The organism is Rhodanobacter fulvus Jip2, assembly GCF_000264315.1.
In the GTDB taxonomy this organism is placed as follows: Bacteria; Pseudomonadota; Gammaproteobacteria; order Xanthomonadales; family Rhodanobacteraceae; genus Rhodanobacter; species Rhodanobacter fulvus.
The window spans coordinates 24,633-46,686 of sequence record NZ_AJXU01000005.1 but is presented as its reverse complement, the minus strand read 5'-3'; the positions used below and the strand labels follow the sequence as shown (position 1 = coordinate 46,686).

Sequence of the window (22,054 nt, the reverse complement as noted above, 5' to 3'; positions counted from 1 at the left end):
CCGACAGGGCGGATGGGGGGCGCTTTTGATCTTCCTCAGCCCAACCTGGCAAGCCGCTCCGCGGCCCCCTCCACGATATGCATTTCCGCCACATCGCGGATGATCCAGTTCAAATCGCCGTCCACCACCGTGTGGGTATGCCCGCCGATCCAGGTGGTTTCACCGTCGATCCGCGCCACCAGGCGCGCATCGTGGCCCACTTCCCGCCCCTGGCTGACGCGGTAACCGTGCGATAGCGGGCCGTTTGGCTCGGCGTGGGCGATGTAGGCGGCGATAAGGCCGTTGGCCGCGCCGGAGGCGGGATCTTCCACCACGCCCACGCCGGCGGGGAAGGCACGCACCACCAGCTGGTAATCGGCCTGGACACTGCGTGCGAAAACGCACAACCCCATGCTGTCGCTGGCCTGCGCCAGGGCACCGATCGCCGCGTGGTCGGGTTGCCACGCGCGCAGGCTCGCCTCGTCGGCCAGTTCGGCCAGCCACCAGCGGCGGCCGCCGTCGATCAAGGCGGGCGGCAGTGCGCCGGGTTCGACGCCGCCAAGCGCTGCCGCCAGCAGCGGATGCGCCTCGCGGCCGGTTGCCACGATCCGCGAGGGTGGCGACTGCAACAGCAGTTCACGCTCGGCGCCATGGCCTTCCACCCGGATCGGCAGTACGCCGGCGCCGCATTCCTGCCACAGCAGTCCATCGCGCGGTTGCGCGAGCCCGCAAGCCAGCACGGCATGGGCGCTGCCGATGCTGGGATGGCCGGCGAAGGGGATTTCCTTGTGCGGCATGAAAATGCGCACGCGGTAGCTGGCGTCAGGCTCGGTCGGCGGCAGCAGGAAGGTGGTTTCGACCAGCGCCGTCCAGCGCGCGAAGCGCTGCATCTCCCCGGTGCTCCAGTCGCCCGCGCCGATCACCACGCCCAGGTGGTTACCGCCACCGGGTGTGGCCGCAAAGACGTCCATATGCAGGTAACGCAAAACAGTCATCGAATCGATTGCCGGGAGAGCCATCGCGCATCATAACCACCTGCGGCGCCGTGCGACAGCGAGGTGTGCCGCTCACCTTCAGCACGATCTGCAGTCGACAAGCGGCGCGGCTCTCGCCAAGATGCCGAAGCCCTTTTCACCGCCACGGAACCGTTCATGCCGATCACCCTGATCATCATCGCCATCACCTGCGTGGTTTCGTACCTCGCGTTCAGGAACCCGCGCCTGATGAATGACCTGATCCTGTGGCCGCCGGCCATCGCCCGTCAGCGCGAGTACTACCGCCTGGTGACCTACGGCCTGGTGCACGCGGATTTCGGCCACCTGCTGTTCAACATGTTCACGCTGTTCTTCTTCGGGCGGGTGATGGAGGGCTTTTTCGCCCAGCGGCTGGGCAGTTTCGGTTTTGTGCTGTTCTATATCGGCGGCTTGGTGTTCTCGATTCTGCCGACCTACCTGAAGCACCGCAACGACCCGAATTACCGCAGCCTTGGCGCCTCCGGCGCGGTGTCGGCGGTATTGTTCGCCTTCATCCTGTTGGCGCCGTGGCAGCGCATCCTGGTGCTGGTGGTGCCGATGCCGGCGATCGTCTACGCCGTGCTGTACACCGCGTATTCCATCTACATGGACCGCCGCGGGCAAGGCAACGTCAATCACAGTGCGCACCTGTGGGGTGCGGCGTACGGCGTGATATTCACCTTGCTGATGGATGGTCGCGTGCTGCCGTATTTCCTCAACCAATTGGTCCATCCCTCGTTCTGAGGGTGAACGGCAGCGGCGGCTTCAGATGCCTGTCACGACGCGGGCGTGCATACTGGCTGCGGTCCTATCGATCATCCGCAGGAGAACCCACGCATGGCTATGACACGCAAGTCGGCTGCGAAGAAGTCCGCGGCAAAGACGACACCTACCAAAAAGAAGGCGACAGCGAAGGCGACTGCAGGCAGCGTTGGCCGCAAGCCCGCGCCGCGCAAGTCGGCCGCAGGTGGCACGACCACGCCGCGTTCGGCGGCAAAAAAATCCACCGTAAAGAAATCGGTGGCAAAGAAGAGCCCGGTCAGGAAGGCCGCCTCGAAGAAAGCAGCCGCGAAGAAGCCGGCCGCTCGAAAGGCGGTGGCGAAGAAGGCGGTTGCGAAGAAGGCGGTTGCGAAGAAGGCCGTGGCGAAGAAGGCGGCGGTGAAGAAAGTCGTCGCCAGGAAAATCGTTGCGAAGAAGGCCATTGCGAAGAAGGCCGTTGCGAAGAAATCGGTCGCCAGGAAGGCAGCGGTGAAAAAGACGGGTGCGCAACTCAGCGCGACTCGGCAAGCTGAAACCCGAAAGGCTGCAGCGAAGCGGGCCGCTGCAAAGCGTCCCGCCGCCAGGAAGGCGGCGCCGAAAAAGGCTGCCGTTCGCAAGTCCACCACCAAGGCAGTCGCGCCGGCGAAAACCGCGCCGCGCAAATCGACCACCCGGAAAATCGCCGATCAGCGCCCCGCGGTGAAGAAAGCTGCGCCGCAGGCCAAGCCGAAGCGCACGGTCGAGGTACCGGTAAAGCACATCACTCCCGAGGAGGCGGTGGCGCACATCCAGGCCTTGCTGGAGGTAAAGCATGAGCGCGTGCGCCAAGGCCCCAGCTGGCCGGACGCCGACCCGCAATCGCATGGCGGCAACGCAGGCATGCATCCGCCCGTATCCGGCGACATGGCCAGCAACGGCGATATGGCCGACAGCCATGCGCTGCCGGTGCCGCGCAATGATCTGGGCAAGCGCAAAAGCTGAAGGTTCGCAACGGGACGCCAGGCAAGCGGGAGTGCGGCAGCGTCGTATATCCCGCGGCTCAGTACGGGTTCAAGCAGCGCGGCCTAGCGTGGTGCATCACCCTGCGGAGGCCGCTCATGAAACGCAAGATCTCCCTACTGGGCATGGTTGTTGCGGCGGTGTCGTTGTCTGGCTGCTATTACGATCCCGGCTACAGCTACGTGCGCAACAGCGGATCGCAGGGCGACGTTTACTACGGCCGCAGTGCCCCGGTGTACGACGACAGCTATTACGGGGCGCCGGGGTATTACGGCTGTTGCTACGACTATGGATACGCGCCCGGCGTGAGCATCGGCGTCACCCATACATGGTACGGCGGCGCGCGATATCGCCACGATGACCGCGGTGGATGGCATCGCGGTCATGCCTACGGCGGAGACCGCCGTCCCGCCTACCGTGACAACGATCACCGCGACCGCGGCAACCACGGTCGGAGTCACGGTGGGTCCGACCGGCGCGGCCAGGACGGGCATGGGCGCCATCGTGACCGCGATGACCGCCGGTAACCTGTCGGTTCGTCCGCGCGTCATTTCTCCGCTGATCGCCTGCGTGCCGCCATGTGTTTCAGGTAATCCAGCACCGCGTCCAGGTCGGCATCCGAGAGCGTCTTTTCGCTGAACGCCGGCATCCGCGCCTGCGGCCATCGCCGCAGCGATTGCGGGTTGCGGATAAAGCCCCGCAGCAGGTCGGCGCGCAGGTATTCGGTGGGGCTGTGGGGCAGGTTGAGATCCGGCCCCAGCGTGGCGGCGCCTTCGCCGTTGAGCGTGTGGCAGGCGAAACAGGTGCGTTGGAACACGGCGAAACCACGCCGGATCGGGCTGTCCGCCGGTAGCGACGCGGCCGGCTGGATGGCGGGGAACCTGCTGGCGACAGGTGGCAGCACGCGGATCGCCGCCACCTGGTAAGGCCATTGTTCCGGGTTGATGTGGCCGGCATGGGGCCGGGTCCAGACGACATAGAACGGCCCGGCACCGCCATGACTTTCGCTCAGTGCGGGCCAGGGATGGGCCGGGTCGTCGATTGCCAGCCACGCTTCGCTGCCGCCATGTTGCAGCAGCAGGGCCGCGGGGATTTCCGCCACGAACCCGTCCAGTGCCGTGAATTGCAGGTGGTCGCCGATACCGACGCCCGGCAGCAGGGCGGTCAGCGGTACGGCGCGGTAATGCATGGTGCCGTGGAAGGCCACGTCGTCGGGGATCGTGATGGCGCGAACGTCGGGGCGCTGCAGCAACGTTTCCGTACGATAGACGGTGCTTGCGTGGTTCGTGTCCACCCGCAGCTCGGCGGCCTGGGTCATTACTGGAAGGAAAAGCAGGCCTGTGACAAAAAATCGCAGAAAATTCACGGTGGACTCCGATAAAATAGCCAGACGATTTTAGTAGTGGGGCCAGGTGGACGTTTTCCAGCTGTCGATAACCTGAATGGTTACGAGGCAGCTCTTGAACCACCGCCACCGTGACCACACTAACCTTGTGTATCGCCGTGATGGCGACCAGAGGTGGCAAGCGACATCCCGCCGCCGAGGGGCTGGCCCTTCCTCCCCTGGAGGCCAGCCTGACAAACCCCATCAGTCCTCCCCTGGCTGATGGGGTTTCTTTTTGCCCGAAACAAAATCCCGCAAAAAACCTGTTCGCGCATAGCGTGGATAATGGGCGTACGCATTCGCGAATCCGCTTTCCGGGCATCCGATGATCATCGATTCACTGCTGGACACCGACCTGTACAAGTTCTCGATGATGCAGGTGGTGCTGCACCAGTATCCCGCGGCGCAGGTCGAATACCGTTTCAAGTGCCGCAACCCGGGCATCGACCTGGTGTCATGCATCGATGAAATCCGCGCCGAACTGGCCGCGCTGTGCCAGTTGCGATTCCATCCCGACGAACTGGCCTACCTGCGCACCTGGCGCTTCATCAAGAGCGATTTCGTCGATTTCCTGGGACTGTTCCAGCTCAACGAGAAGTACGTGGAGATCACTCCCTCGGCCGCCGGCAACGGCGAGATCGAGATCCGCATCTGCGGCCCCTGGCTGCATACCATCCTGTTTGAAGTGCCGTTGCTGGCGATCGTCAACGAGGTGTACTTCCGCCGCACCAGCGCCGGCCTCGACCTGGGCGAAGGCCGTCGGCGGCTGCAGGAAAAAATCGCCCTGCTGCGCGACAACCCCGATTACGCCGATTGCCGCATCGCCGACTACGGCACCCGTCGGCGTTATTCACGCGTGTGGCAGGAAGAGGTGGTGACCACGCTCCGCCGCGATCTGGGCGCCCAACTGGCGGGCACCAGCAACGTGTGGCTGGCGCGCAAGCTCGATCTCACCCCGCTGGGTACGCTGGCGCACGAATACCTGCAGGCGCATCAGGCGCTGGGGCCGCGGCTGCGCGACTCGCAGGTGGCGGCGCTGGAAGCATGGGCGAAGGAATACCGCGGCGACCTGGGCATCGCGCTTTCCGATGTCTACGGCCTCAATGCCTTCCTGCGCGACTTCGACATGTACTTCTGCAAGCTGTTCGACGGCACCCGTCACGATTCGGGCGACCCGTTCGACTGGGGCGAGAAAGTGCTGGCCCATTACCAGGCGAACCGCGTCGACCCGCGCAGCAAGGTGCTGGTGTTCAGTGACGGCCTCGACATCCCCAGGGTGATGCAGCTTTACGCGCATTTCCATGGCCGCTGCCAGCTGGCCTTTGGCGTGGGCACCAACCTCACCAACGACCTGGGCCCGGAGCCGCTGCAGATCGTGATCAAGATGATCCGCTGCAACGGCCAGCCCGTGGCCAAGCTCAGCGACTCGCCCGGCAAGAACATGTGCGAGGACCCGGCTTATGTGGCGTATTTGCGGCAGGTGTTCGAGATACCGGCGTCCCAAGGGTAGCTGCGGCTTGCTCCTCCCCCTGCGCGCAGGGGGAGGTCGGCGACCGGAGGGAGTCCTTCAGGTGAGGGGGTGCTCGTGCTGGCGGGAGGGTCAAGAGCGACCCCTCCCCAACCCTCCCCTGCGTTGCAGGGGAGGGAGTTGTTTTCGTCAGAACGCCGGCAACACGGCCCCGTGATACTTCTGCTCGATAAACGCCTTGATCTCGGGGCTGGTCAGCGCCTTGGCCAGTTTCTGCACGCGGGGATCGTTCTGGTTGTCCGGGCGGCCAACCAGGTAGTTCACGTACGGCGAGTTCTTGTCTTCGATCAGCAGCGCATCTTTCGTGGGGTTCAGGCCCGCGGCCAGGGCGTAGTTGGTGTTGATCAGTGCCAGGTCCACCTCGTCCAGCGTGCGCGGCAGCATGGCCGCTTCCAGTTCGCGGAATTTCAGGTGTTTCGGGTTGGCGGTGATGTCCTTCAGCGTGGACATCTCGTTGCTGGGGTCTTTCAGCGTGATCAGGCCGTTCTTCGCCAGCAACAGCAGCGCGCGGCTGTTGTTGCTGGGGTCGTTCGGCAAGGTGACGCTGGCGCCGTCGGGCAGCTCCGCGATACTTTTGTATTTGCGCGAGTAGGCGGCGAACGGCTCGATGTGCACGCCGGTGACGATGGTCAGGTGGGTGCCGCGTTCGCGGTTGAACGCATCCAGGTAGGGCTTGGTCTGGAAGTAGTTCAGGTCGATGTTCTTCTCGGCCACCTGCATGTTCGGCTGCACGTAGTCGGCAAACACCTTGATCTGCAGGTTCACGCCCTCCCTGGCCAGGATGGGTTTCACCTGCTTCAGGATTTCCGCATGCGGGATGGCGGTGGCCGCCACGGTGAGCGTTTGCGCGTCCTTGCCGGCGTCGCCGGGGGCGGAGCAGCCGGCCAGCAGAAGCAGGGCGGCGAGAAGGGCAAGTGGTTTTTTCATGGTGAAGTGCCGGCGCGGCGCACAAGAATAGCCGTCCATACCGCCATCTGTAAAAGGCCAGAGCTCACTGTGGGAGCGACTTCAGTCGCGATGCTCTTGCTTTGAGCCCCATAGAAGAAGCATCGCGACTGAAGTCGCTCCCACAATGCTTCAATGCCGGCCGAAGCGGGCCACGATGCGGTCGCCGATCATCTGCAGCAGCTGCACCAGCACGATCAGCAGCACCACGGTAACCAGCATGTAATCCGATTTGTAGCTGAGGTAGCCGTAGCGGTAAGCCAGGTCGCCCAGGCCGCCCGAGCCGATCGCACCACCCATCGCCGTGTAGCCCACCAGCGCAATGGCGGTGACGGTCATGCCGGCGAAGATGCCGCCACGGGCCTCGGGCAGCAATACATGGCGCACGATCTGCCACAGGCTGGCGCCCATGGCCTGGCTGGCCTCGATCACGCCCTGCTGCACTTCGCGCAGTGCGGTTTCCACCAGCCGCGCAAAGAACGGCGCGGCGCCGATCACCAGCGGCGGGATGGCGCCGCGGATGCCCAGCTTGGTGCCTACCAGCACGTAGGTCACCGGCATCAGCACGATCATCAGGATGATGAACGGTACCGAGCGCAGGATGTTCACCAACAGCGAGGTGACGGCATAGAGCTTGGGCATCGGCCGCAACTGGTTCGGGGCGGTGAGGTACAGCAGCACGCCCAGCGGCAAACCGATCGCCACGGTAAGCGCCATCGAGCCGCCCAGCATCAGCAAGGTGTCGACGCAGGCGCGGCCGATCTCGCCCCAGTCGTCGATGTTGGGAAACAGGCGTTGCAGCAGGTTCATCGGGGCAGCTCCTCGATCTCGATGCCGGCCTGGCGCAGCGCGGCCAGCGCGGCGTCCACCCGGTCGCCCTGCATCGCCAGGGTGAGCTGGCCGTAGGGCAGGTCCTTGATGCGGTCGATGCGGCCAGCCAGGATGTTGAAGTCGATGCCGGTTTCACGCGCCACGCGACCCAGCGCGGGCGTCATCGTGGCGTCGCCGCGAAAACTCAGCCGCAGCAGGCGCCCGGGCACCTGCGCGTACGGCACATGCGCACCGACCGCCTCCTCCGGCAGCGCCTCGTTGACGAACCGTTTCGTGGTGGCGTGTTGCGGGTGCAGGAACACGTCGGCCACGCTGCCGCGCTCCACGATCGCGCCGCCATCGAGCACCGCCACGCGGTCGCACACGCGGCGCACCACGTCCATTTCGTGGGTGATCAGCACGATGGTGAGCTTCAGTTCGCGATTGATCTCGGCCAGCAGGGCCAGCACCGACGCCGTGGTTTGCGGGTCGAGCGCGCTGGTGGCCTCGTCGCACAGCAGGATGGACGGCCGATTGGCCAGCGCGCGGGCAATGCCGACGCGCTGCTTCTGGCCACCGGAAAGCTGCGAAGGATATTTGTCCGCGTGATCGGCCAGCCCCACCCGCGCCAGCAGCTCCTCGACGCGCGGGCGCACCACGGCGGCGCGACGCTCGCCCGCCAGCCGGATCGGAAACGCCACGTTCTCGGCTACCGTTTGCGACGCCAGCAGGTTGAAGTGCTGGAAGATCATGCCGATCCGGCGCCGCTGCGCGCGCAACGCCGGCTCCGCCAGTGCTGTCATCTCGACGTCGTCGACGAAAACCTGGCCGCCGCTCGGCCGCTCCAGCAGGTTGATCAGCCGGATCAGCGTGGACTTGCCCGCACCCGACAGCCCGATGATGCCGAACACTTCCCCATCGGCAATGTCGAGGCTGAACGGCTGCAGCGCGGGGATATCGCGACCGCCGGCGCGGTACGACTTGTGGACATCGACGAAGCGGATCACGTGGAATTCCGGGCGGTGCGAAAGGGAGCGCCATTGTAGGCCGCGGGGCGTCAGCGGCGATGGCGTAGACTCCTGGGGCAACGCTGATCAAGTATCACCACCGTCACCCACCCTCTCTGTTCGCAGGCCACAGGGCCGTCGACGAAGGCAGACTGGCCGTCTGTCGAGGCGGCGGACCGAAGGCATGCGGACAGAGAGGGTGGGCCTCAAGCTATTGAATGTGAAATGATGAGGTGATGACTGGAAGGCCCGCAGCCGATGCCGCGCGGCTTGACAAGACGGCCAGTCTTGCCGGCGCCACGCACCACCGGCTGCGGGCCTTCCAGTCATCATGACGGCGGCGATACTTGATCAGCGTTGCCCAAGGTTCACCCAACGGAGCATGGCATGACCAGTGTCTACGATTTCAGCGTCCGCGATATCGATGGCAACCCGCGCTCGCTGGCCGAGTGGCGGGGCAAGACCCTGTTGATCGTCAACGTGGCCTCCAAGTGCGGTTTCACGCCGCAGTACACGGGGCTGGAAACCTTGTGGCAGGACCAGCGCGACAAGGGACTGGTGGTGCTGGGTTTCCCCTGTGACCAGTTCGGCCACCAGGAACCGGGCGGCGAGGCGGAAATCAAGGCCTTCTGCAGCACGAATTACGACGTCACCTTTCCGATGTTCGCCAAGATCGAGGTGAACGGCGAACACGCCGACCCGCTGTACCAGTGGCTGAAGAGCGAGGGCAAGGGTGTGCTGGGCAGCGAGTCGATCAAGTGGAACTTCACCAAGTTCCTGGTCGATGCCGAAGGGCAGGTAGTGAAGCGCTACGCCTCGACGGATACGCCCGAAAAAATCGGCAAGGACACGCTGCAACGACTGGGCGGCTGATCCTCAGCCACCACTCGTGAGGTTGGCCAGCATCACCGCGATGGCGTCGACCTCCGCGCTGGGGCGCGGCGCATCGGGTGCTGGCACGTAGTTGTTGAGCATGATGGCGAACGCCAGCCGCTCGCCGCCAGCGCTGGTGACGTAGCCGGCCAGGCATTGCACGTAAGCCATCGAACCGGTCTTCGCATGCACATTGCCTTGCGCCGCGGTGCCGCGCATGCGCCAGGCGAGCGAACCGTCGACACCGGCGATCGGCAGCGATTCGCGCAGCAGCGCCGCCTGGGGCTGTGCAGCCAGGTAGACCAGCAGCCGCACCAGCGCATTCGGCGTAGCGAGATCGCGCCGCGCCAGGCCGCTGCCTTCCACCAGCACGCTGGCCGAGCGCGGCACGCCGATCTTGTCCAGCAATCGATGCAGCGCTCCGATCGCACGCTGCTCGCTGCTGACGAAACCCGAAGACGCGGGCGCGTCGGCCAACGGGCTGGCGCCGACGGCCAACAGCAGGTTTTGCAGATACAGATTCTGCGAGCGCTTCAGGCCGCGGTGCAGGATCTCGCCCAGCGGCGGTGAAAACACTTCGGCGACGACGCTCGCGTCTGCCGGCAAGCTGCCATCGCCCTGCGGCCAGTGCCGAACCAGCAGCTTGCCGTCGACCTGGATGTGCCGATGCCGCAATGCCTGCAGCAATTGCGCACCCGCCGAAGCCGCGGGATCGGGCAGCGACAAGCTGTAGTGCCGCGGCGACGCGCCCATCGCCACGCTGCCGAATGCCTGCAGGGTCGTGGCCCCGGGAGCGCGATAGAGGCTGATGTCATCCGGCGTTCGCGCAGGGATGGTCAGCAGGGCGTTTTCGACCTGCAGGCCCACATCGGCCGGGTCCAGCGTGACGTCTGCCAGCTGGCCGGCGCGGGCGGCGGGAGTCACCGTCACCCTGACCGAATTCTCGTTCACGCTGAGCGCCGAAGCGGGTGCCGCGAAGGCGCTCTGCAGGTCGCCAGCCTCCCAGCCGGAGCCGGTCAAAGGCCCGCGGAAATAGCTGTCGTCGGCGATCACGTTGCCGTGTATCCGGCGCACGCCACGGGCCGCCAGCTGGCTGGCCAGTTGATCGGCCCAGTCCGCACTGGTATCCGCCGTGCCCAGGGTCGGGTCGCCCATGCCGTAGAGAATCAGCGGGCCGTCCAGACGTCCATTCACGATGGCGCCGCCAGCCAGCAAGCGGGTGGGCATGCGGTAATCCGGGCCCAGCGTCGACAACGCCAGCGCGGCGGTGAAAAGTTTGGCGGTAGATGCCGGCTGCAGCAGGTGATCGGCGCGGTGGGTGTAGAGCGTGCGGCCATCGTCCAGCGATACCACGGCAATGCCCCAGTCGGCGGCGGCAAAGCGTGGCTCGCCGATGTGTGCGTCGATCCGCGCCGCGAGCGCTGTCGTGACCGGTGGCGTCGCCGTGGCGGCCAGCGAAACGGCCATCAACAGAATGGACACGAATTTGTTATGCGTGAATCGCGAAAATGGCTTCATTCACACAGTATCGCCAATCAGCCACCAGGTCGGACGCCGACATGGCTTCTGTTAACCTTGGAGCTTCGTGCCGGCATCTGGCTGGCGGATTTGAACCTACACGCGAGAGTCTCATGCAGATTGCCGAAAACGCCGTTGCCGCCTTCCATTACACGCTGACCGACGACGAGGGTCAGGTCATCGACAGTTCGAAGGGACGCGAGCCGCTGACCTATCTTCATGGCGGTGGCCAGATCGTGCCGGGCCTGGAAAAGCAGATGGCGGGCCGTGGCGTCGGCGACAAGTTCACCGCCGATGTGGCGCCCGAGGAAGGCTATGGCGTGCATCACGCCGAGCTGCTGCAGGAAGTGCCGCGCGAGGCGTTTCAGGGCGTGGACGATATCCAGCCGGGCATGCAGTTCCAGGGCCGCGGCCCGCAGGGCGAGATCAACGTCACGGTGACCAAGGTCGAGGACGGCAAGGTGTTCATCGACGGCAACCATCCGCTGGCGGGCAAGACCCTGCACTTCGACATCGAAGTCACCAACGTGCGCGAGGCCACCGGCGAAGAGCTGGAGCACGGCCATGTGCACGGCGAGGGTGGTCATCACCACTGACCCCTGGCTTTCGTCTCCTGGAAGTGTGAAGCCAGAGCAGACGTCGCACGCCGTGTTCCTTCCCCCGCTTGCGGGGGAAGGTGCCCGAAGGGCGGAAGAGGGGTTTTCCTCAGTACCAGTCCAGCAGCGAAATGCCCAAGCCCACGTAGGTCGCCTTGTGGTTGTAGTCGATCAGGCTTTCGCCATAGCCGTGGAAGACCTCGGCGTAGCCGCGCAGGTTGCCGGCCAGCGGAAACGTCCAGCTGAAACGCGCGGCGCCGTGGCTTCGGTCGCCGCCGCGCAGGGAGTGGCGCAGCATCAGCCCGAATTCCTGGCCGTTCGCTTCGTGCACGATCTGCATCTCGCCGCGGCCCATGTAGTCGCTGATGTCGGGATTGTTGTCGTCGCTGCGCGACTCGGGGATGCGCCACCACGGGCGCAGCATCACCGTCCAGCCATCGCGCTCGAAACCCACGTCGGCAATTACCCGGTTCCAGCTGCGCGACAGCGGGTTGCCGCGGCCGTTGGATTGATGATTCACGCCGATACCCAGGATCCGCCCGCTCCAGCCCAGCACGTTGTAATGGGTGTCGAACACCAGCATCGCCTCGGGCTCGTAATCGGTTTCGCGGAACGGCCGCGAGAGTTCGCTGTTGTAGACCTGCCAGCGGGAGGATTGCGTATAGCCCACCCACAGGTCGCCCGCATCGCCGAACACGTCCTGCCAGACCTTGGTCTTCAGGCTCAGCTGGAACTTCGCTTCCATGCTGTCCAGCTGCTGGTTCTGCGTGACGGTGTTTTCCGGGTTGGGGCTTTGCGGCATGTTGTTCTGGTGGTTGGTGATGAATATCGGCAGCACGTAGACCGGCTTGTAGCCGCGCACGTTGAACGTGCCCAGCTTGCTCTCGGGCGACAGCTCCCAGCGGCTGTCCAGCAGCGACAGCGGCCGCGCCACTTCGGGGTTGGTGGCTACGGCGGCGCCGGGCGAGGGGGCGATGTCGTGGCTGAAAATGTTGGGCGTCGAGGTCTCGCTGTCCACCCGTTTCTGCGCGGTCGGCAGGTTGACCCGGCCGGTGGCGTGGTCGTAGCAGGCCAGCCGCTGCGAGTCGGTTTCGATGCCGGTGCAGGCGCGGATATCGGTGGGGTCCGGATTCTGCGCATGTCCCGGTGCGGCGACCAGGCCGACGGCCAGGGCCAGCGGCCACGCGGCGGAATGAGGCTTCATCAATAACTCCGAAAGGGATGGGACGACAGCGGCGTCGTTCGCTGCCGGGCCCGCAAGCGTAAAGGATCGTGAATGAAAGAGGCCGGCCACGTTGACTGGTGGCCGGCCTGCGGGTGGCGCGATGGCAACGGCGAACGCACGGAGCGCGTCAGGGTTGCCTGGCCCATCGTTGGTATTCCGCCTTGCTGATGCTGCCGTTGCGGTTGCTGTCGGCGTGCAGGAAATCATTGGCCAGCGGCGGGTAGGCGACCGCCTGTGCCTCGGTGATGCCCTTGCCGCCGGCCGACAACTGCGCAAAGTCGGGTGCCGGGCCGATTTGCGGCGCCGGTGCCGGCGTGCTGCGCACGGTCAGTTCGCCTTGCGATGTCTGGTAGGACGCCTGGTCGGCTGTGGGTGCAGCCGGTGCCGCTGGCGCGGTTGGCGCGGTCGGTGCAGCGGGAACGGCCTCGGCGGGTGACGGCATCTCCGATGATGGCGGCACCGGTGCGGGTGGCGGTACCGGCGGCATGCTGGCCGGGGGTGGCGGAGGTGGTGCCGGCGGTGGCGGCGGGTTCTGCGCCAGCAGCGAACCGGTGAACAGCAACGACCCGGCGGCGACGAAGGACAGCCATGGCTTGCGAGATTTCATGATCGATACTCCATGCCAGAATGAGTGCTCAAACGTTGTGGACACATGTCATCCACCCACGGCATGCGCGCCAGGTTTCATGGCGACGCTTTCACGGCGGATGCTCCCGGAGATTCCGTACATGCCGGCTCCCTATGCTGATAAGGCCATCGTGAAGCTACCGTGTCGCCGCGCCCGGCAGGTGGCATGCTGACGGCGGGGCAGGCGCGGGCGCTGCAACTGGCGGCGCAGGGGTTGCTGCAACCATTGCGGCGACGGCCGCGCCGCGACGATGTGGTAGCGGCGGTCGAACGCATGCGCCTGCTGCAGATCGACACCATCCACGTGGTGGCGCGCAGCCCGTACCTGGTCCTCCATGCCCGCCTGGGCGACTACCCGACGAAGTGGCTGGACGAGGCGCTGGCCGCCGGCAAGCTGGCCGAATGCTGGGCGCACGAGGCCAGTCTGGTCGGTGCCTCCGACATCGGCTGGCATCGTGCCTGGCGCGCCCAGCGCCTGCAGCACTGGGCCCAGCGTCACGCCCTGCGCGTGCAGCACGAGCATCGCGCCGAGATGGATGCGCTGCTGGACCGGATCCGCGCCAACGGCCCGGTGCGCGCCGCGGATTTCACCCGCGCACCGGGCAGCGTGGCGGGCAAGCCGGGATGGTGGGAGTGGAAACCGGAGAAGCGCTGGCTGGAGGCCTGCTTCGCGCTGGGTGAGCTGATGGTGGCGCGGCGGGACAATTTCCAGCGCGTGTACGACCTCGCCGAGCGCGTGCTGGCGCGGCTCGATCCGCCACTGGATCCGTCCACCGCGACAGCCGAGCCGTTGACTGTGCGCCAGCGTTTCATCGCCGACACCGTGCGCGCGTTGGGGATCACCACCACCGCCTGGATCGCCGACTACCATCGTCTGAAACCGGCGGTCGGCGAACAGGAACTGGCGCCGCTGCTGAAACGCGGCGAACTGCTGGCGCAGGCGGTGCAAGGCTGGAAAACGCCCGGCTACGTCCATCGCGATCACGCCGACGCCCTGGACAAGGCGCGGCAGGGCCGGCTGCGGGCCACCCATACCGCGCTGCTTTCACCGTTCGATCCGCTGGTATGGGATCGCGCGCGGGCAAGCGCGATGTTCGATTTCGACTACACGCTGGAGTGCTACGTGCCCGCGGCGAAGCGCCGTTACGGCTATTACGTACTGCCCATCCTGCATCGCGGCCAGTTGATCGGCCGGCTCGATGCCAAGGCGCATCGGGCCGATGGCGTGTTCGAGATCAAGGCCTTGTTCCTGCAACCGGGCATCGCGGTGGCGCCGCGACTGGTTCAGGCGCTGGCCGACACCATCCGCGACACCGCGCGCTGGCATGGCACGCCGCAAGTACGCCTGGCGCACTGCGAGCCCGCCGCCCTGGCTTCCCGGTTGCGGGCTTGCTGGCGTGCGGGCTGATTGCCGTCAGGCGTCCGCTCAGGGATTTCAGGGAGTGGTGCTGGCCGGGGCGGGGCTGACTTCGCAGGACTTGCCGTGCAGGGCGGTGCGCAGCTGGGTAGCCAGCGAATTGCAGCGGGCGGCCAGTTGCGGGCGGATGTCCGGGTTCTGGGAGTCGCGCAACAGGCTGGTGCGCATCGCCTCGTAACGATCCTGCAGCTGGCCGGGCGCAAAGATGTCGGCGGCGCGATGGCAGCCGACATAGCTGGCCAGGTAGTCGTCGCATGCGGGAATGCCGGTGCGGTCAGGCAGGTTGGTGGCCGACGCGCCCGTGCTGTGGCGGGTGCCTTTGTCGGCGCTGGAAGTGGAAGCCGTGGCCGCCCGCGGGGTGTCGTGGCGGGCAGCGGGGGCCGCGTCGCGGACGGTAGTGGTCGTGCGGGTGCTCCGGGTTGTCTCGTGGGTGGCGCAACCGGTCAACAGCAGGCCGACGAGCAGGGCGGTGGTCAATCCCGAACAAGCTGCAAACGGGCGTGCTGAAATGGTCATCGGGGTTTCTCCTTGAATGATCGAAGGCGGTGGGTGATAACCCCTGCCGGTGCGGTACTGACGCACAGTAGACAGCCGCAAGTAAAAAAAACCTGAATCACCGGCCCGTCACGGGAATCAGGCCGGGGGTTTGCGCCATGGCCGGCTTTCGGTTTCGCGGCTTGGTGCAATGCTCGTGAAGGGGCGCCGTTTAAGGGGAGGGGAGGCTGGCGGTGCGTATGGTCACGGTGCCCGGATTGCCGGTGGCTGGCGGTGATTCAGGACGTCTCGGATGCCATTGCCAGGCCCTGTTTTGGGCGGCTACTTGCGTCCGAAAAATCCGTTATGCTTGCGCGACTGCGTTTGCTTGGCTACGTGCGTGCCGGTATGGATTGCATAATCCGCATCGTTTCACCCGACCCTGCATGCTCAGTAAGCGTCGGCCTGTTGGGGCCGGTTTGTCTCAGCGTCAGGATTGGATCGGAGTGAGCTATGTCGGATCGTGAAGTAGGTACAGTCAAGTGGTTTAACGATGCCAAGGGTTTTGGTTTTATCAGCCGTGAGGCAGGCCCGGACGTGTTTGTGCATTTCCGCGCCATCACCGGCTCGGGTTTCAAGAGCCTGCAGGAAGGCCAGAAGGTGAGTTTCAAGGTGGTCACCGGCCAGAAAGGTCTGCAGGCCGAAGACGTCACGGCGGTCTGACCCACGACACCCGATTGAGAGGGGCCGGCGCAAACCGGCCCCTTTTTTATGGGCGCGCAAGGCGCCGGAGCGGGTCGCTTTCCCGCCAGTGCTTTGCCGCGGCGGTTGAACTCCGCTAGCGTGTAACGGGTGACTTCCCCCCTTTCCGATTCCCCCCTTGCGCCACTGACCGTGTCGGTATCGGCGTTCGATGGCGCGCGTTTCGATCTGCTGTGCGTACATCGGCCGGGCCCGGTGCGCCAGTTGCTGTACTGGATGCCGGCAATGGGCGTGTCGGCGCGGCAATACCTGCCGTTGGCCCAGGCGCTGGCCCGGCGCGGCGTGGCGGTGGTGCTGCATGAATGGCGCGGCATCGGTTCCAGCGACCGACGCGCCGGCCGCCACTGTGATTGGGGTTACCGCGAACTGCTGGCGGACGACCTGCCGGCGGCGCTGGCCGAGGTGGGCCGGCGCTGGCCGCAGGCCGCATGTTGGCTGGGTGGGCACAGCCTCGGTGGACAGCTGGCGACGTTGTATGCCGCGCTGCATCCTGCCGCGTGCGCGGGGCTGGTGCTGGTGGCCAGTGGCGCGCCGTATTGGCCACGGTTCCGGCGTGGTTGGCTGGTCGGTCTGGCCTATGTGGTGGCGCCGTGGCTGGCGGCAGCGGTGGGATACCTGCCCGGGCGGCGGATCGGTTTCGGCGGCAACGAGGCGCGCGGTGTCATTGCCGACTGGGCGCGCAGCGGTCGCAGCGGTCGTTACGCGGCCCGTGGCATGGCGCCGGATTTCGAACAGCGCCTGTCCTCGCTGCACCTTCCCGTGCTGGCGCTGCGCCTGCGTGACGACTGGCTGGGCCCGCAACCCTCGCTGGATTTCCTGCTTGGCAAGATGCCGCAAGCCCACGCGGATACCGACGTGATCACACCGCAGGATCTGGACGGCACCACCGCCGATCATTTCCACTGGATGAAAACGCCGGCGGCGATCGCCCGGCGCATCGCCTCATGGATAGACGCCCAGGACGCGGCGTCCACCACGGCCGGCGCGCACGCCCCTTGATGATGGCGTCCGGCGGCGGCATCTCTGCTCCTTGTCCCCGAACCCGGCGCATCCGATGAACCTGTTCGACCCGTTGACCCAGCGCAGCCTCAGCTTGCGTAACCGGCTGGTGATCTCGCCGATGTGCCAGTACTCGGCCATCGATGGCCTGCCGGATAACTGGCATCTTGTGCATCTGGGCAGTCGTGCGGTGGGCGGCGCGGCGGCGGTGATCGCCGAAGCCACGGCGGTGTCGGCGCAGGGGCGCATTTCCCCGGGCGACACCGGCCTGTGGAACGACGCGCAACAGGAAGCGTGGCGGCCGATCGCACAATTCATCAAGGCGCACGGTGCCGTCGCCGGCGTGCAACTGGCGCACGCCGGACGCAAGGCCAGCACCGGGCGGCCGTGGGAAGGCGGTGGTCCGTTGCCGATGGGGCAGGGCGACTGGCTGACCGTGGCGCCTTCCGCCTTGCCGTTCGATGCTGGATGGCCGGCGCCGCAGGCGTTGGACAGGGCTGGCATCCGTACGCTGATCGACGATTTCCGCGCCGCCGCCCAGCGTGCGCTGGCGGCGGGTTTCGAACTGATCGAGCTGCATGCGGCGCATGGTTATCTGCTGCACCAGTTCCTGTCGCCGCTGAGCAATCACCGCACCGATGACTACGGCGGCAGCTTCGACAACCGCAGCCGCATCGTGCGTGAAGTCATTACCGCCGTGCGCGAAGTCTGGCCGGACAGGTTGCCATTATGGCTGCGGCTTTCCGCCACCGATTGGGCGCTGGCCGATGGCCCCCGCGGCTGGGATATCGAGCAGAGTGTGGAACTGGCGCAACAGGTGAAAGCGTTGGGCGTGGATCTGATCGACGTTTCCACCGGCGGCCTGCTGCCGCATGTGAAGGTTCCGGTGCAGCCCGGCTATCAAGTGCCGTTTGCGGCGCGCATCCGCGCCGAGGCGGGCGTGGCCACCGGCGCGGTGGGCCTGATCACCACTGCCGAACAGGCCGCGCAGATCGTCGCCAGCGGCGAGGCGGACGTGGTGCTGATGGCGCGCGAAAGCCTGCGCGATCCTTACTTCCCCTTGCGCGCCGCGCAGGAGCTTGGCGTGCAGGTCGACGTGCCGTTGCAGTACCAGCGGGCCTGGTGATGGGGGTTGTGGGAGCGACTTCAGTCGCGATGCTTCTGCTCTGGAGCCCCAACGAAAAGCATCGCGACTGAAGTCGCTCCCACAGAAGCCGTCCCCACGGCAACCGCCGCTGCAACTCAGCGGTATTGCTGGTGGCAGCTCTTGCAGGTTTCGCCCACTGGCTGGATGGCCGCGGCCAAGGCTTCGCATGTGGCGGGAGCGGCCTGTACGGCCTGCTGCAGCCGGGTCTGCAACTGGGTGGCGTCGTCGGTGAAGGTTTTCTCGTCGATGCCGAACACCGGCACGATGTCGCTGGCGGTGGACTGCAACCGTGCCAGGTGATGCTGCGTCGCTGGCGTGTTGCATTGTTTCGCCTTCAGCGCCTGCTTCAGTTCGCCGATGTGGTAGCCCATCGTGTCCATCACCGCCTTGGGCATCGGATTGCGGGCGGCCAGCGTGTTCATCACGTTGACAGTGCCGATCACGCCAATCACCAATCCCAGCAAGATCATCAGGGCAACACGCATCGACAGATTCCTCGAATGATGGACAACAATCCCCAGAGTAACCCGCCGCGTGCGTCGCCGGCCACGTCGACGCGATAAAATACGCGCTGCATCATCACCGGTTGTCACCGTGAACCACACCTGCGAACTCCATCACCCCGGCGCCCGCGCATGAGCGCGCCGTCCTTTCCCGCCGAGCGTTTCGCCGGCATCGAGCGGCTGTACGGCAGCGGCAGTGTCGAGCGCTTTTCCGGAGCACACGTGTGCGTGATCGGCGTGGGCGGCGTGGGGTCGTGGGCGGCGGAGGCGCTGGCGCGCAGCGGCGTGGGCCGGCTCACGCTGATCGACGCGGACGAAGTCTGCGTATCCAACACCAACCGTCAGCTGCACGCGCTGGACGGTGAATTCGGCAAGCCCAAGGTCGGCGTGATCGCGGCGCGCGCGCACGCCATCAATCCCACGATAAGGCTGGAGGCGATCGAGCGCTTTCTCACCCCCTCCACGCTGGACGAGTTGCTCGACCGCGGCTACGACGTGGTGTTGGATGCCTGCGATGCGTTTCGCGTAAAGCTTGAAACCATCGCCTGGTGCCGCCGCCGCAAGCTGCCCATCGTCAGCGTGGGCTCCGCCGGCGGCCGCACCGACGCCACCCAGATCCGCGTGCGCGACCTGTCGCGCACCGAACACGACGCGATGTTCAGCCTGATTCGCAAGAAGCTGCGCACGGATTTCAATTTCCCGCGCAATCCCGATCGCTACTTCGGCGTTTCGGCCGTCTATTCGCTGCAGAACGTGCAGTACCCGCAACCGGATGGCAGCGTGTGTGGCACGCGTCCGCCCGGGGGCGACGCGATGAACCTGGCCTGCGGTGGCGGGTTGGGAGCCGCCACGCACGTCACCGGCACGTTTGCGTTTGCGGCGGTGGGGAAGGTGTTGGAGAAGCTGCTGGAAAGGAAGGGAGATGGAGGCTGAGGTTTGGGCAGCGCTTCGACTTCGCCATCCTGCGGATGGCTACGCTCAGCGTGAACGGAGAGCGGGCAGCAGCCTCGCGATTTCGAGGAAAGCCCGAAGGCACCGTAATCCTCCTCTCCCCTGCGGGGAGAGGACCGAGGAGAGGGGCGGGTGCTCGCGGGATAGCTGATGGATGGAGTTCTCAATGCCTCGGAGGGCTTCGTTGCTGCTTCTCCGCAGCGTGTCCCCCTCTCCCTACCCTCTCCCCGCAGGGGAGAGGGGATTACGGATTCTTTCGGCGCTGAGGCGCGGCTTCTTTTGGGAGCTGAGGCAAGCAGGCGTCCATGCGGCGCTGCCCGTTCGGCATCCATGCCTCACCTGGTGATGCCGCTGAAACTGCCACTGGCAGTTTCAAAGCGCGGCATCACCAACCCATGTAATGGCCGCCGTTGATGGCGAGGTTGGCGCCGGTGATCCAGCTGGTTTCCTCGCCGGTGAGGAAGGCCACGGCGTGGGCGATTTCCTCGGGCTTGCCGAGGCGGCCGACGGGGATCTGCGCCACGATCTTGGCACGCACCTCTTCCGGCACGGCCATCACCATGTCGGTGCCCACATAGCCGGGCGACACAGTGTTGACGGTGATGCCGAACTTCGCGTTTTCCTGCGCCAGCGAGATGGTGAAGCCGTGCATGCCGGCTTTGGCGGCGGCGTAATTGGCCTGACCGTACTGGCCTTTCTGGCCGTTGATGGAGCTGATCTGCACGATGCGGCCCCACTTGCGCGCGCGCATGCCTTCGATCACCGGGCGGGTGACGTTGAAGCAGGCGTTCAAGTTGGTGTTCACCACGTCCATCCACTGCTGGTAGTTCATTTTGTGGAAGGTGGAATCGCGGGTGATGCCGGCGTTGTTGACCAGGATTTCCACCGGGCCGCACTTTTCCTCGATGGCGCGGATCATCGCTTCGGAAGCCTGCGGATCGCTGACGTCGCCGGGCACCATGGTCACCTCGATGCCGTCGGCGGCCATCGCCTGGCGCCAGGTTTCGGCTTTCGCCGCGTCACGGTAGTTGGTCACCACGCGATGACCCTGCCCGGCGAGGTAGCGCACGATCGCGCTGCCGATGCCGCCGGTGCCACCTGTAACCAATGCCGTGCGCTGCGTCATTTCCTTTCTCCTGTAGGTATACGCGATCGACGATGCAGGACTGCCGCGTCGATAACTCCACTCTCCGCGATGGCAGAGCCATTCGCAACCATTTTCTATGACGATTTGGCCGTCCAGCCGCGGTTGCGGCGGGGCAGGCGATCGGGGTCGAAGCGATCCAGCATGTTCGCCAGCAGCTCCTGAACCGTGTTCGCCGACCCTGCCACGGGCAAGGCCAGGAAGGTTGCCGCGCTGCGCAGCGCGGGCAGCGGGTCGGTTGCATCCACGGGTAGCGCCTGCGTGGATTTGGACAACTTGCGACCGTCGGTGTCCAGCACCAGTGGCAGATGTCGATACGCCGGCGTGGGCAAACCCAGGCAACGCTGCAGCCAGATCTGCCGGGGCGTGGAATCGAGCAGGTCGTGCCCGCGCACGACTTCGGTCACCTGCTGGAACGCATCGTCGACCACGCAGGCGAGCTGGTACGAATAGATGCCGTCGGCGCGGCGGATCACGAAGTCGCCCACCTGCTGGCGCAGGTTCTGCCGCTGCGGTCCCTGCAGCGCGTCGTGGAACTGGATGTCGATATCCGGCGCGCGCAGTCGCCATGCCGGCGCGCGGCCGGGCTCGTCGGCGCCGACGCAGCGGCCGTCGTCATGGAAGCCGCCCGTGGCGGCCAGATCGGTGCGGCTGCATGTGCACGCGAACAGGTGGCCGGCGGCGCGCAATTGCTCGAGCGCGGCGTCATAGGCAGCGCGGCGGTGGCTCTGGAACAGCACGGGCTCGTCGGCGATCAGTCCGAAGGCCGACAGCGCGGCGAGGATGCTGCTGGCCGCACCGGCCACCTCGCGCGGCGGATCGAGGTCCTCCATGCGAACTAGCCATCGGCCGCCTGCATGCCGTGCGTACAGCCAGCTGGCCACCGCCGCCACCAGCGAGCCGAAGTGCAGCCGACCGGTGGGCGAGGGGGCGAAACGGCCGTGATAATCCATGCCGCATTATACGGTTGCGTACCGTGGCGACGCGCCCGCGTTCACCCGCATGCAACGCGAGCGGGCGGAGCATTCGTCCTGGCTGATCGCGCCGAAAAGGCACGGCCGCGCCACCCGACGGAGAACGATGATGACCGAGCAAACGGCGTACGCGGACAGCGATCCGCGCCACCACACCGACAAGATAAAAGGCATGCTGCGCGAGGCGATGGAGCATGTCCGCGAGGACGTGACCAAGGTTTCCGACCCCAAGGCCCAGGCGCTGTTCGAGACCTCGGCCGAGGTGCTGGGCGGCCTGATCACCGCCTACGAGCATTTCGAGCAGAAAAGCGAGCCGGCCTGGCGCTGAACCCGGCCGATCGCATGGCGGCGAGCCCTTGAAAGCCCGCCCGCCGCCCCGAAACTTGGGTGGTCCTGGAACGGGGCGGCCGCGCCGGCGTT

General features: G+C 65.9%; 24 protein-coding genes and 1 pseudogene. 13 read left to right on the top strand and 12 right to left on the bottom strand.

The features are described from left to right. Positions 1-35 precede the first annotated feature (35 nt). Complete coding sequence (locus UU9_RS01040; RefSeq protein ID WP_007079848.1) at positions 36-974, bottom strand: PhzF family phenazine biosynthesis protein; 939 nt, start codon at positions 972-974, stop codon at positions 36-38. A 156-nt stretch (positions 975-1,130) separates the two neighbouring features. On the opposite strand from UU9_RS01040, the gene UU9_RS01035 reads away from it, so the two are divergent. From UU9_RS01035 to UU9_RS01020, 4 genes and pseudogenes are all read left to right on the top strand, one after another. After that, complete coding sequence (locus UU9_RS01035) at positions 1,131-1,736, top strand: rhomboid family intramembrane serine protease (protein ID WP_007079847.1); 606 nt, start codon at positions 1,131-1,133, stop codon at positions 1,734-1,736. 93 nt (positions 1,737-1,829) lie between these two features. Beyond that, positions 1,830-2,222 (top strand): annotated as a pseudogene (locus UU9_RS18305) (histone H1-like repetitive region-containing protein); the annotation flags it as partial. Between the two features lie 228 nt (positions 2,223-2,450). Continuing rightward, positions 2,451-2,732, top strand: a complete 282-nt coding sequence (locus UU9_RS18300; protein ID WP_007079845.1) for a hypothetical protein — start codon at positions 2,451-2,453, stop codon at positions 2,730-2,732. A gap of 116 nt (positions 2,733-2,848) precedes the next feature. Continuing rightward, entirely contained in the window at positions 2,849-3,277 is a 429-nt protein-coding gene (locus tag UU9_RS01020; RefSeq protein ID WP_007079844.1) for a hypothetical protein, read from the top strand. Between the two features lie 20 nt (positions 3,278-3,297). On the opposite strand, the gene UU9_RS01015 is transcribed toward UU9_RS01020, so the two are convergent. After that, a complete protein-coding gene (locus UU9_RS01015; RefSeq protein WP_007079843.1) occupies positions 3,298-4,068 on the bottom strand; it encodes a c-type cytochrome in 771 nt (256 codons plus the stop codon). Positions 4,069-4,459: 391 nt separating this feature from the next. Between UU9_RS01015 and pncB the strand changes: the two genes are divergently transcribed. Beyond that, entirely contained in the window at positions 4,460-5,644 is a 1,185-nt protein-coding gene (gene pncB / locus UU9_RS01010; protein ID WP_007079842.1) for a nicotinate phosphoribosyltransferase, read from the top strand. 147 nt (positions 5,645-5,791) lie between these two features. On the opposite strand, the gene UU9_RS01005 is transcribed toward pncB, so the two are convergent. The 3 genes from UU9_RS01005 to UU9_RS00995 all read right to left on the bottom strand — a co-directional run bounded on the left by UU9_RS01005 (position 5,792) and on the right by UU9_RS00995 (position 8,424). After that, positions 5,792-6,589 carry a MetQ/NlpA family ABC transporter substrate-binding protein gene (locus UU9_RS01005; RefSeq protein ID WP_007079841.1) on the bottom strand — a complete coding sequence of 266 codons (798 nt, stop codon included), beginning with the start codon at positions 6,587-6,589 and terminating at the stop codon, positions 5,792-5,794. Positions 6,590-6,739: 150 nt separating this feature from the next. Then, on the bottom strand, positions 6,740-7,417 hold the full coding sequence (locus UU9_RS01000) for a methionine ABC transporter permease (protein WP_007079840.1): 678 nt from the start codon (positions 7,415-7,417) through the stop codon (positions 6,740-6,742). Next, on the bottom strand, positions 7,414-8,424 hold the full coding sequence (locus UU9_RS00995) for a methionine ABC transporter ATP-binding protein (protein ID WP_007079839.1): 1,011 nt from the start codon (positions 8,422-8,424) through the stop codon (positions 7,414-7,416). The genes UU9_RS01000 and UU9_RS00995 overlap by 4 nt, the downstream gene beginning before the upstream one ends. Before the next feature lie 387 nt (positions 8,425-8,811). Between UU9_RS00995 and UU9_RS00990 the strand changes: the two genes are divergently transcribed. After that, a complete protein-coding gene (locus tag UU9_RS00990; protein ID WP_007079838.1) occupies positions 8,812-9,297 on the top strand; it encodes a glutathione peroxidase in 486 nt (161 codons plus the stop codon). A gap of 3 nt (positions 9,298-9,300) precedes the next feature. On the opposite strand, the gene dacB is transcribed toward UU9_RS00990, so the two are convergent. Continuing rightward, a complete protein-coding gene (gene dacB, locus UU9_RS00985) occupies positions 9,301-10,779 on the bottom strand; it encodes a D-alanyl-D-alanine carboxypeptidase/D-alanyl-D-alanine endopeptidase (protein WP_162098762.1) in 1,479 nt (492 codons plus the stop codon). A 149-nt stretch (positions 10,780-10,928) separates the two neighbouring features. Here dacB and UU9_RS00980 point away from each other — a divergent pair, with 149 nt between their 5' ends. Continuing rightward, on the top strand, positions 10,929-11,411 hold the full coding sequence (locus tag UU9_RS00980; RefSeq protein ID WP_007079836.1) for an FKBP-type peptidyl-prolyl cis-trans isomerase: 483 nt from the start codon (positions 10,929-10,931) through the stop codon (positions 11,409-11,411). 109 nt (positions 11,412-11,520) lie between these two features. On the opposite strand, the gene UU9_RS00975 is transcribed toward UU9_RS00980, so the two are convergent. After that, positions 11,521-12,615: a phospholipase A gene (locus UU9_RS00975; protein ID WP_007079835.1), complete on the bottom strand. Its 1,095-nt coding sequence runs from the start codon at positions 12,613-12,615 to the stop codon at positions 11,521-11,523. A gap of 148 nt (positions 12,616-12,763) precedes the next feature. Beyond that, positions 12,764-13,243, bottom strand: coding sequence for a hypothetical protein (locus tag UU9_RS00970; RefSeq protein WP_007079834.1), 480 nt, complete (start codon positions 13,241-13,243; stop codon positions 12,764-12,766). A gap of 186 nt (positions 13,244-13,429) precedes the next feature. On the opposite strand from UU9_RS00970, the gene UU9_RS00965 reads away from it, so the two are divergent. After that, the gene (locus tag UU9_RS00965; protein WP_007079833.1) at positions 13,430-14,671 is read left to right on the top strand and encodes a winged helix-turn-helix domain-containing protein; all 1,242 of its coding nucleotides are present in this window, start codon (positions 13,430-13,432) and stop codon (positions 14,669-14,671) included. A gap of 27 nt (positions 14,672-14,698) precedes the next feature. On the opposite strand, the gene UU9_RS00960 is transcribed toward UU9_RS00965, so the two are convergent. Beyond that, the gene (locus tag UU9_RS00960; RefSeq protein WP_040669890.1) at positions 14,699-15,196 is read right to left on the bottom strand and encodes a hypothetical protein; all 498 of its coding nucleotides are present in this window, start codon (positions 15,194-15,196) and stop codon (positions 14,699-14,701) included. A gap of 471 nt (positions 15,197-15,667) precedes the next feature. Here UU9_RS00960 and UU9_RS00955 point away from each other — a divergent pair, with 471 nt between their 5' ends. From UU9_RS00955 to UU9_RS00945, 3 genes are all read left to right on the top strand, one after another. Beyond that, the gene (locus UU9_RS00955) at positions 15,668-15,877 is read left to right on the top strand and encodes a cold-shock protein (protein WP_007079831.1); all 210 of its coding nucleotides are present in this window, start codon (positions 15,668-15,670) and stop codon (positions 15,875-15,877) included. A 129-nt stretch (positions 15,878-16,006) separates the two neighbouring features. After that, a complete protein-coding gene (locus tag UU9_RS00950; RefSeq protein WP_040669888.1) occupies positions 16,007-16,915 on the top strand; it encodes an alpha/beta hydrolase family protein in 909 nt (302 codons plus the stop codon). Between the two features lie 55 nt (positions 16,916-16,970). Next, complete coding sequence (locus UU9_RS00945) at positions 16,971-18,041, top strand: NADH:flavin oxidoreductase/NADH oxidase (protein WP_007079829.1); 1,071 nt, start codon at positions 16,971-16,973, stop codon at positions 18,039-18,041. A gap of 116 nt (positions 18,042-18,157) precedes the next feature. On the opposite strand, the gene UU9_RS00940 is transcribed toward UU9_RS00945, so the two are convergent. Next, entirely contained in the window at positions 18,158-18,547 is a 390-nt protein-coding gene (locus UU9_RS00940; RefSeq protein ID WP_007079828.1) for a cytochrome c, read from the bottom strand. Between the two features lie 150 nt (positions 18,548-18,697). Between UU9_RS00940 and UU9_RS00935 the strand changes: the two genes are divergently transcribed. Continuing rightward, positions 18,698-19,498, top strand: a complete 801-nt coding sequence (locus tag UU9_RS00935) for a tRNA threonylcarbamoyladenosine dehydratase (protein ID WP_007079827.1) — start codon at positions 18,698-18,700, stop codon at positions 19,496-19,498. 403 nt (positions 19,499-19,901) lie between these two features. On the opposite strand, the gene phbB is transcribed toward UU9_RS00935, so the two are convergent. Both phbB and gluQRS read right to left on the bottom strand, forming a co-directional pair. Continuing rightward, on the bottom strand, positions 19,902-20,642 hold the full coding sequence (phbB, locus tag UU9_RS00930) for an acetoacetyl-CoA reductase (RefSeq protein WP_007079826.1): 741 nt from the start codon (positions 20,640-20,642) through the stop codon (positions 19,902-19,904). Positions 20,643-20,737: 95 nt separating this feature from the next. Beyond that, positions 20,738-21,613, bottom strand: coding sequence for a tRNA glutamyl-Q(34) synthetase GluQRS (gene gluQRS / locus UU9_RS00925; protein ID WP_007079825.1), 876 nt, complete (start codon positions 21,611-21,613; stop codon positions 20,738-20,740). A gap of 130 nt (positions 21,614-21,743) precedes the next feature. Between gluQRS and UU9_RS00920 the strand changes: the two genes are divergently transcribed. Continuing rightward, the gene (locus tag UU9_RS00920; protein ID WP_040669901.1) at positions 21,744-21,962 is read left to right on the top strand and encodes a hypothetical protein; all 219 of its coding nucleotides are present in this window, start codon (positions 21,744-21,746) and stop codon (positions 21,960-21,962) included. The last annotated feature ends 92 nt before the right edge of the window (positions 21,963-22,054 follow it).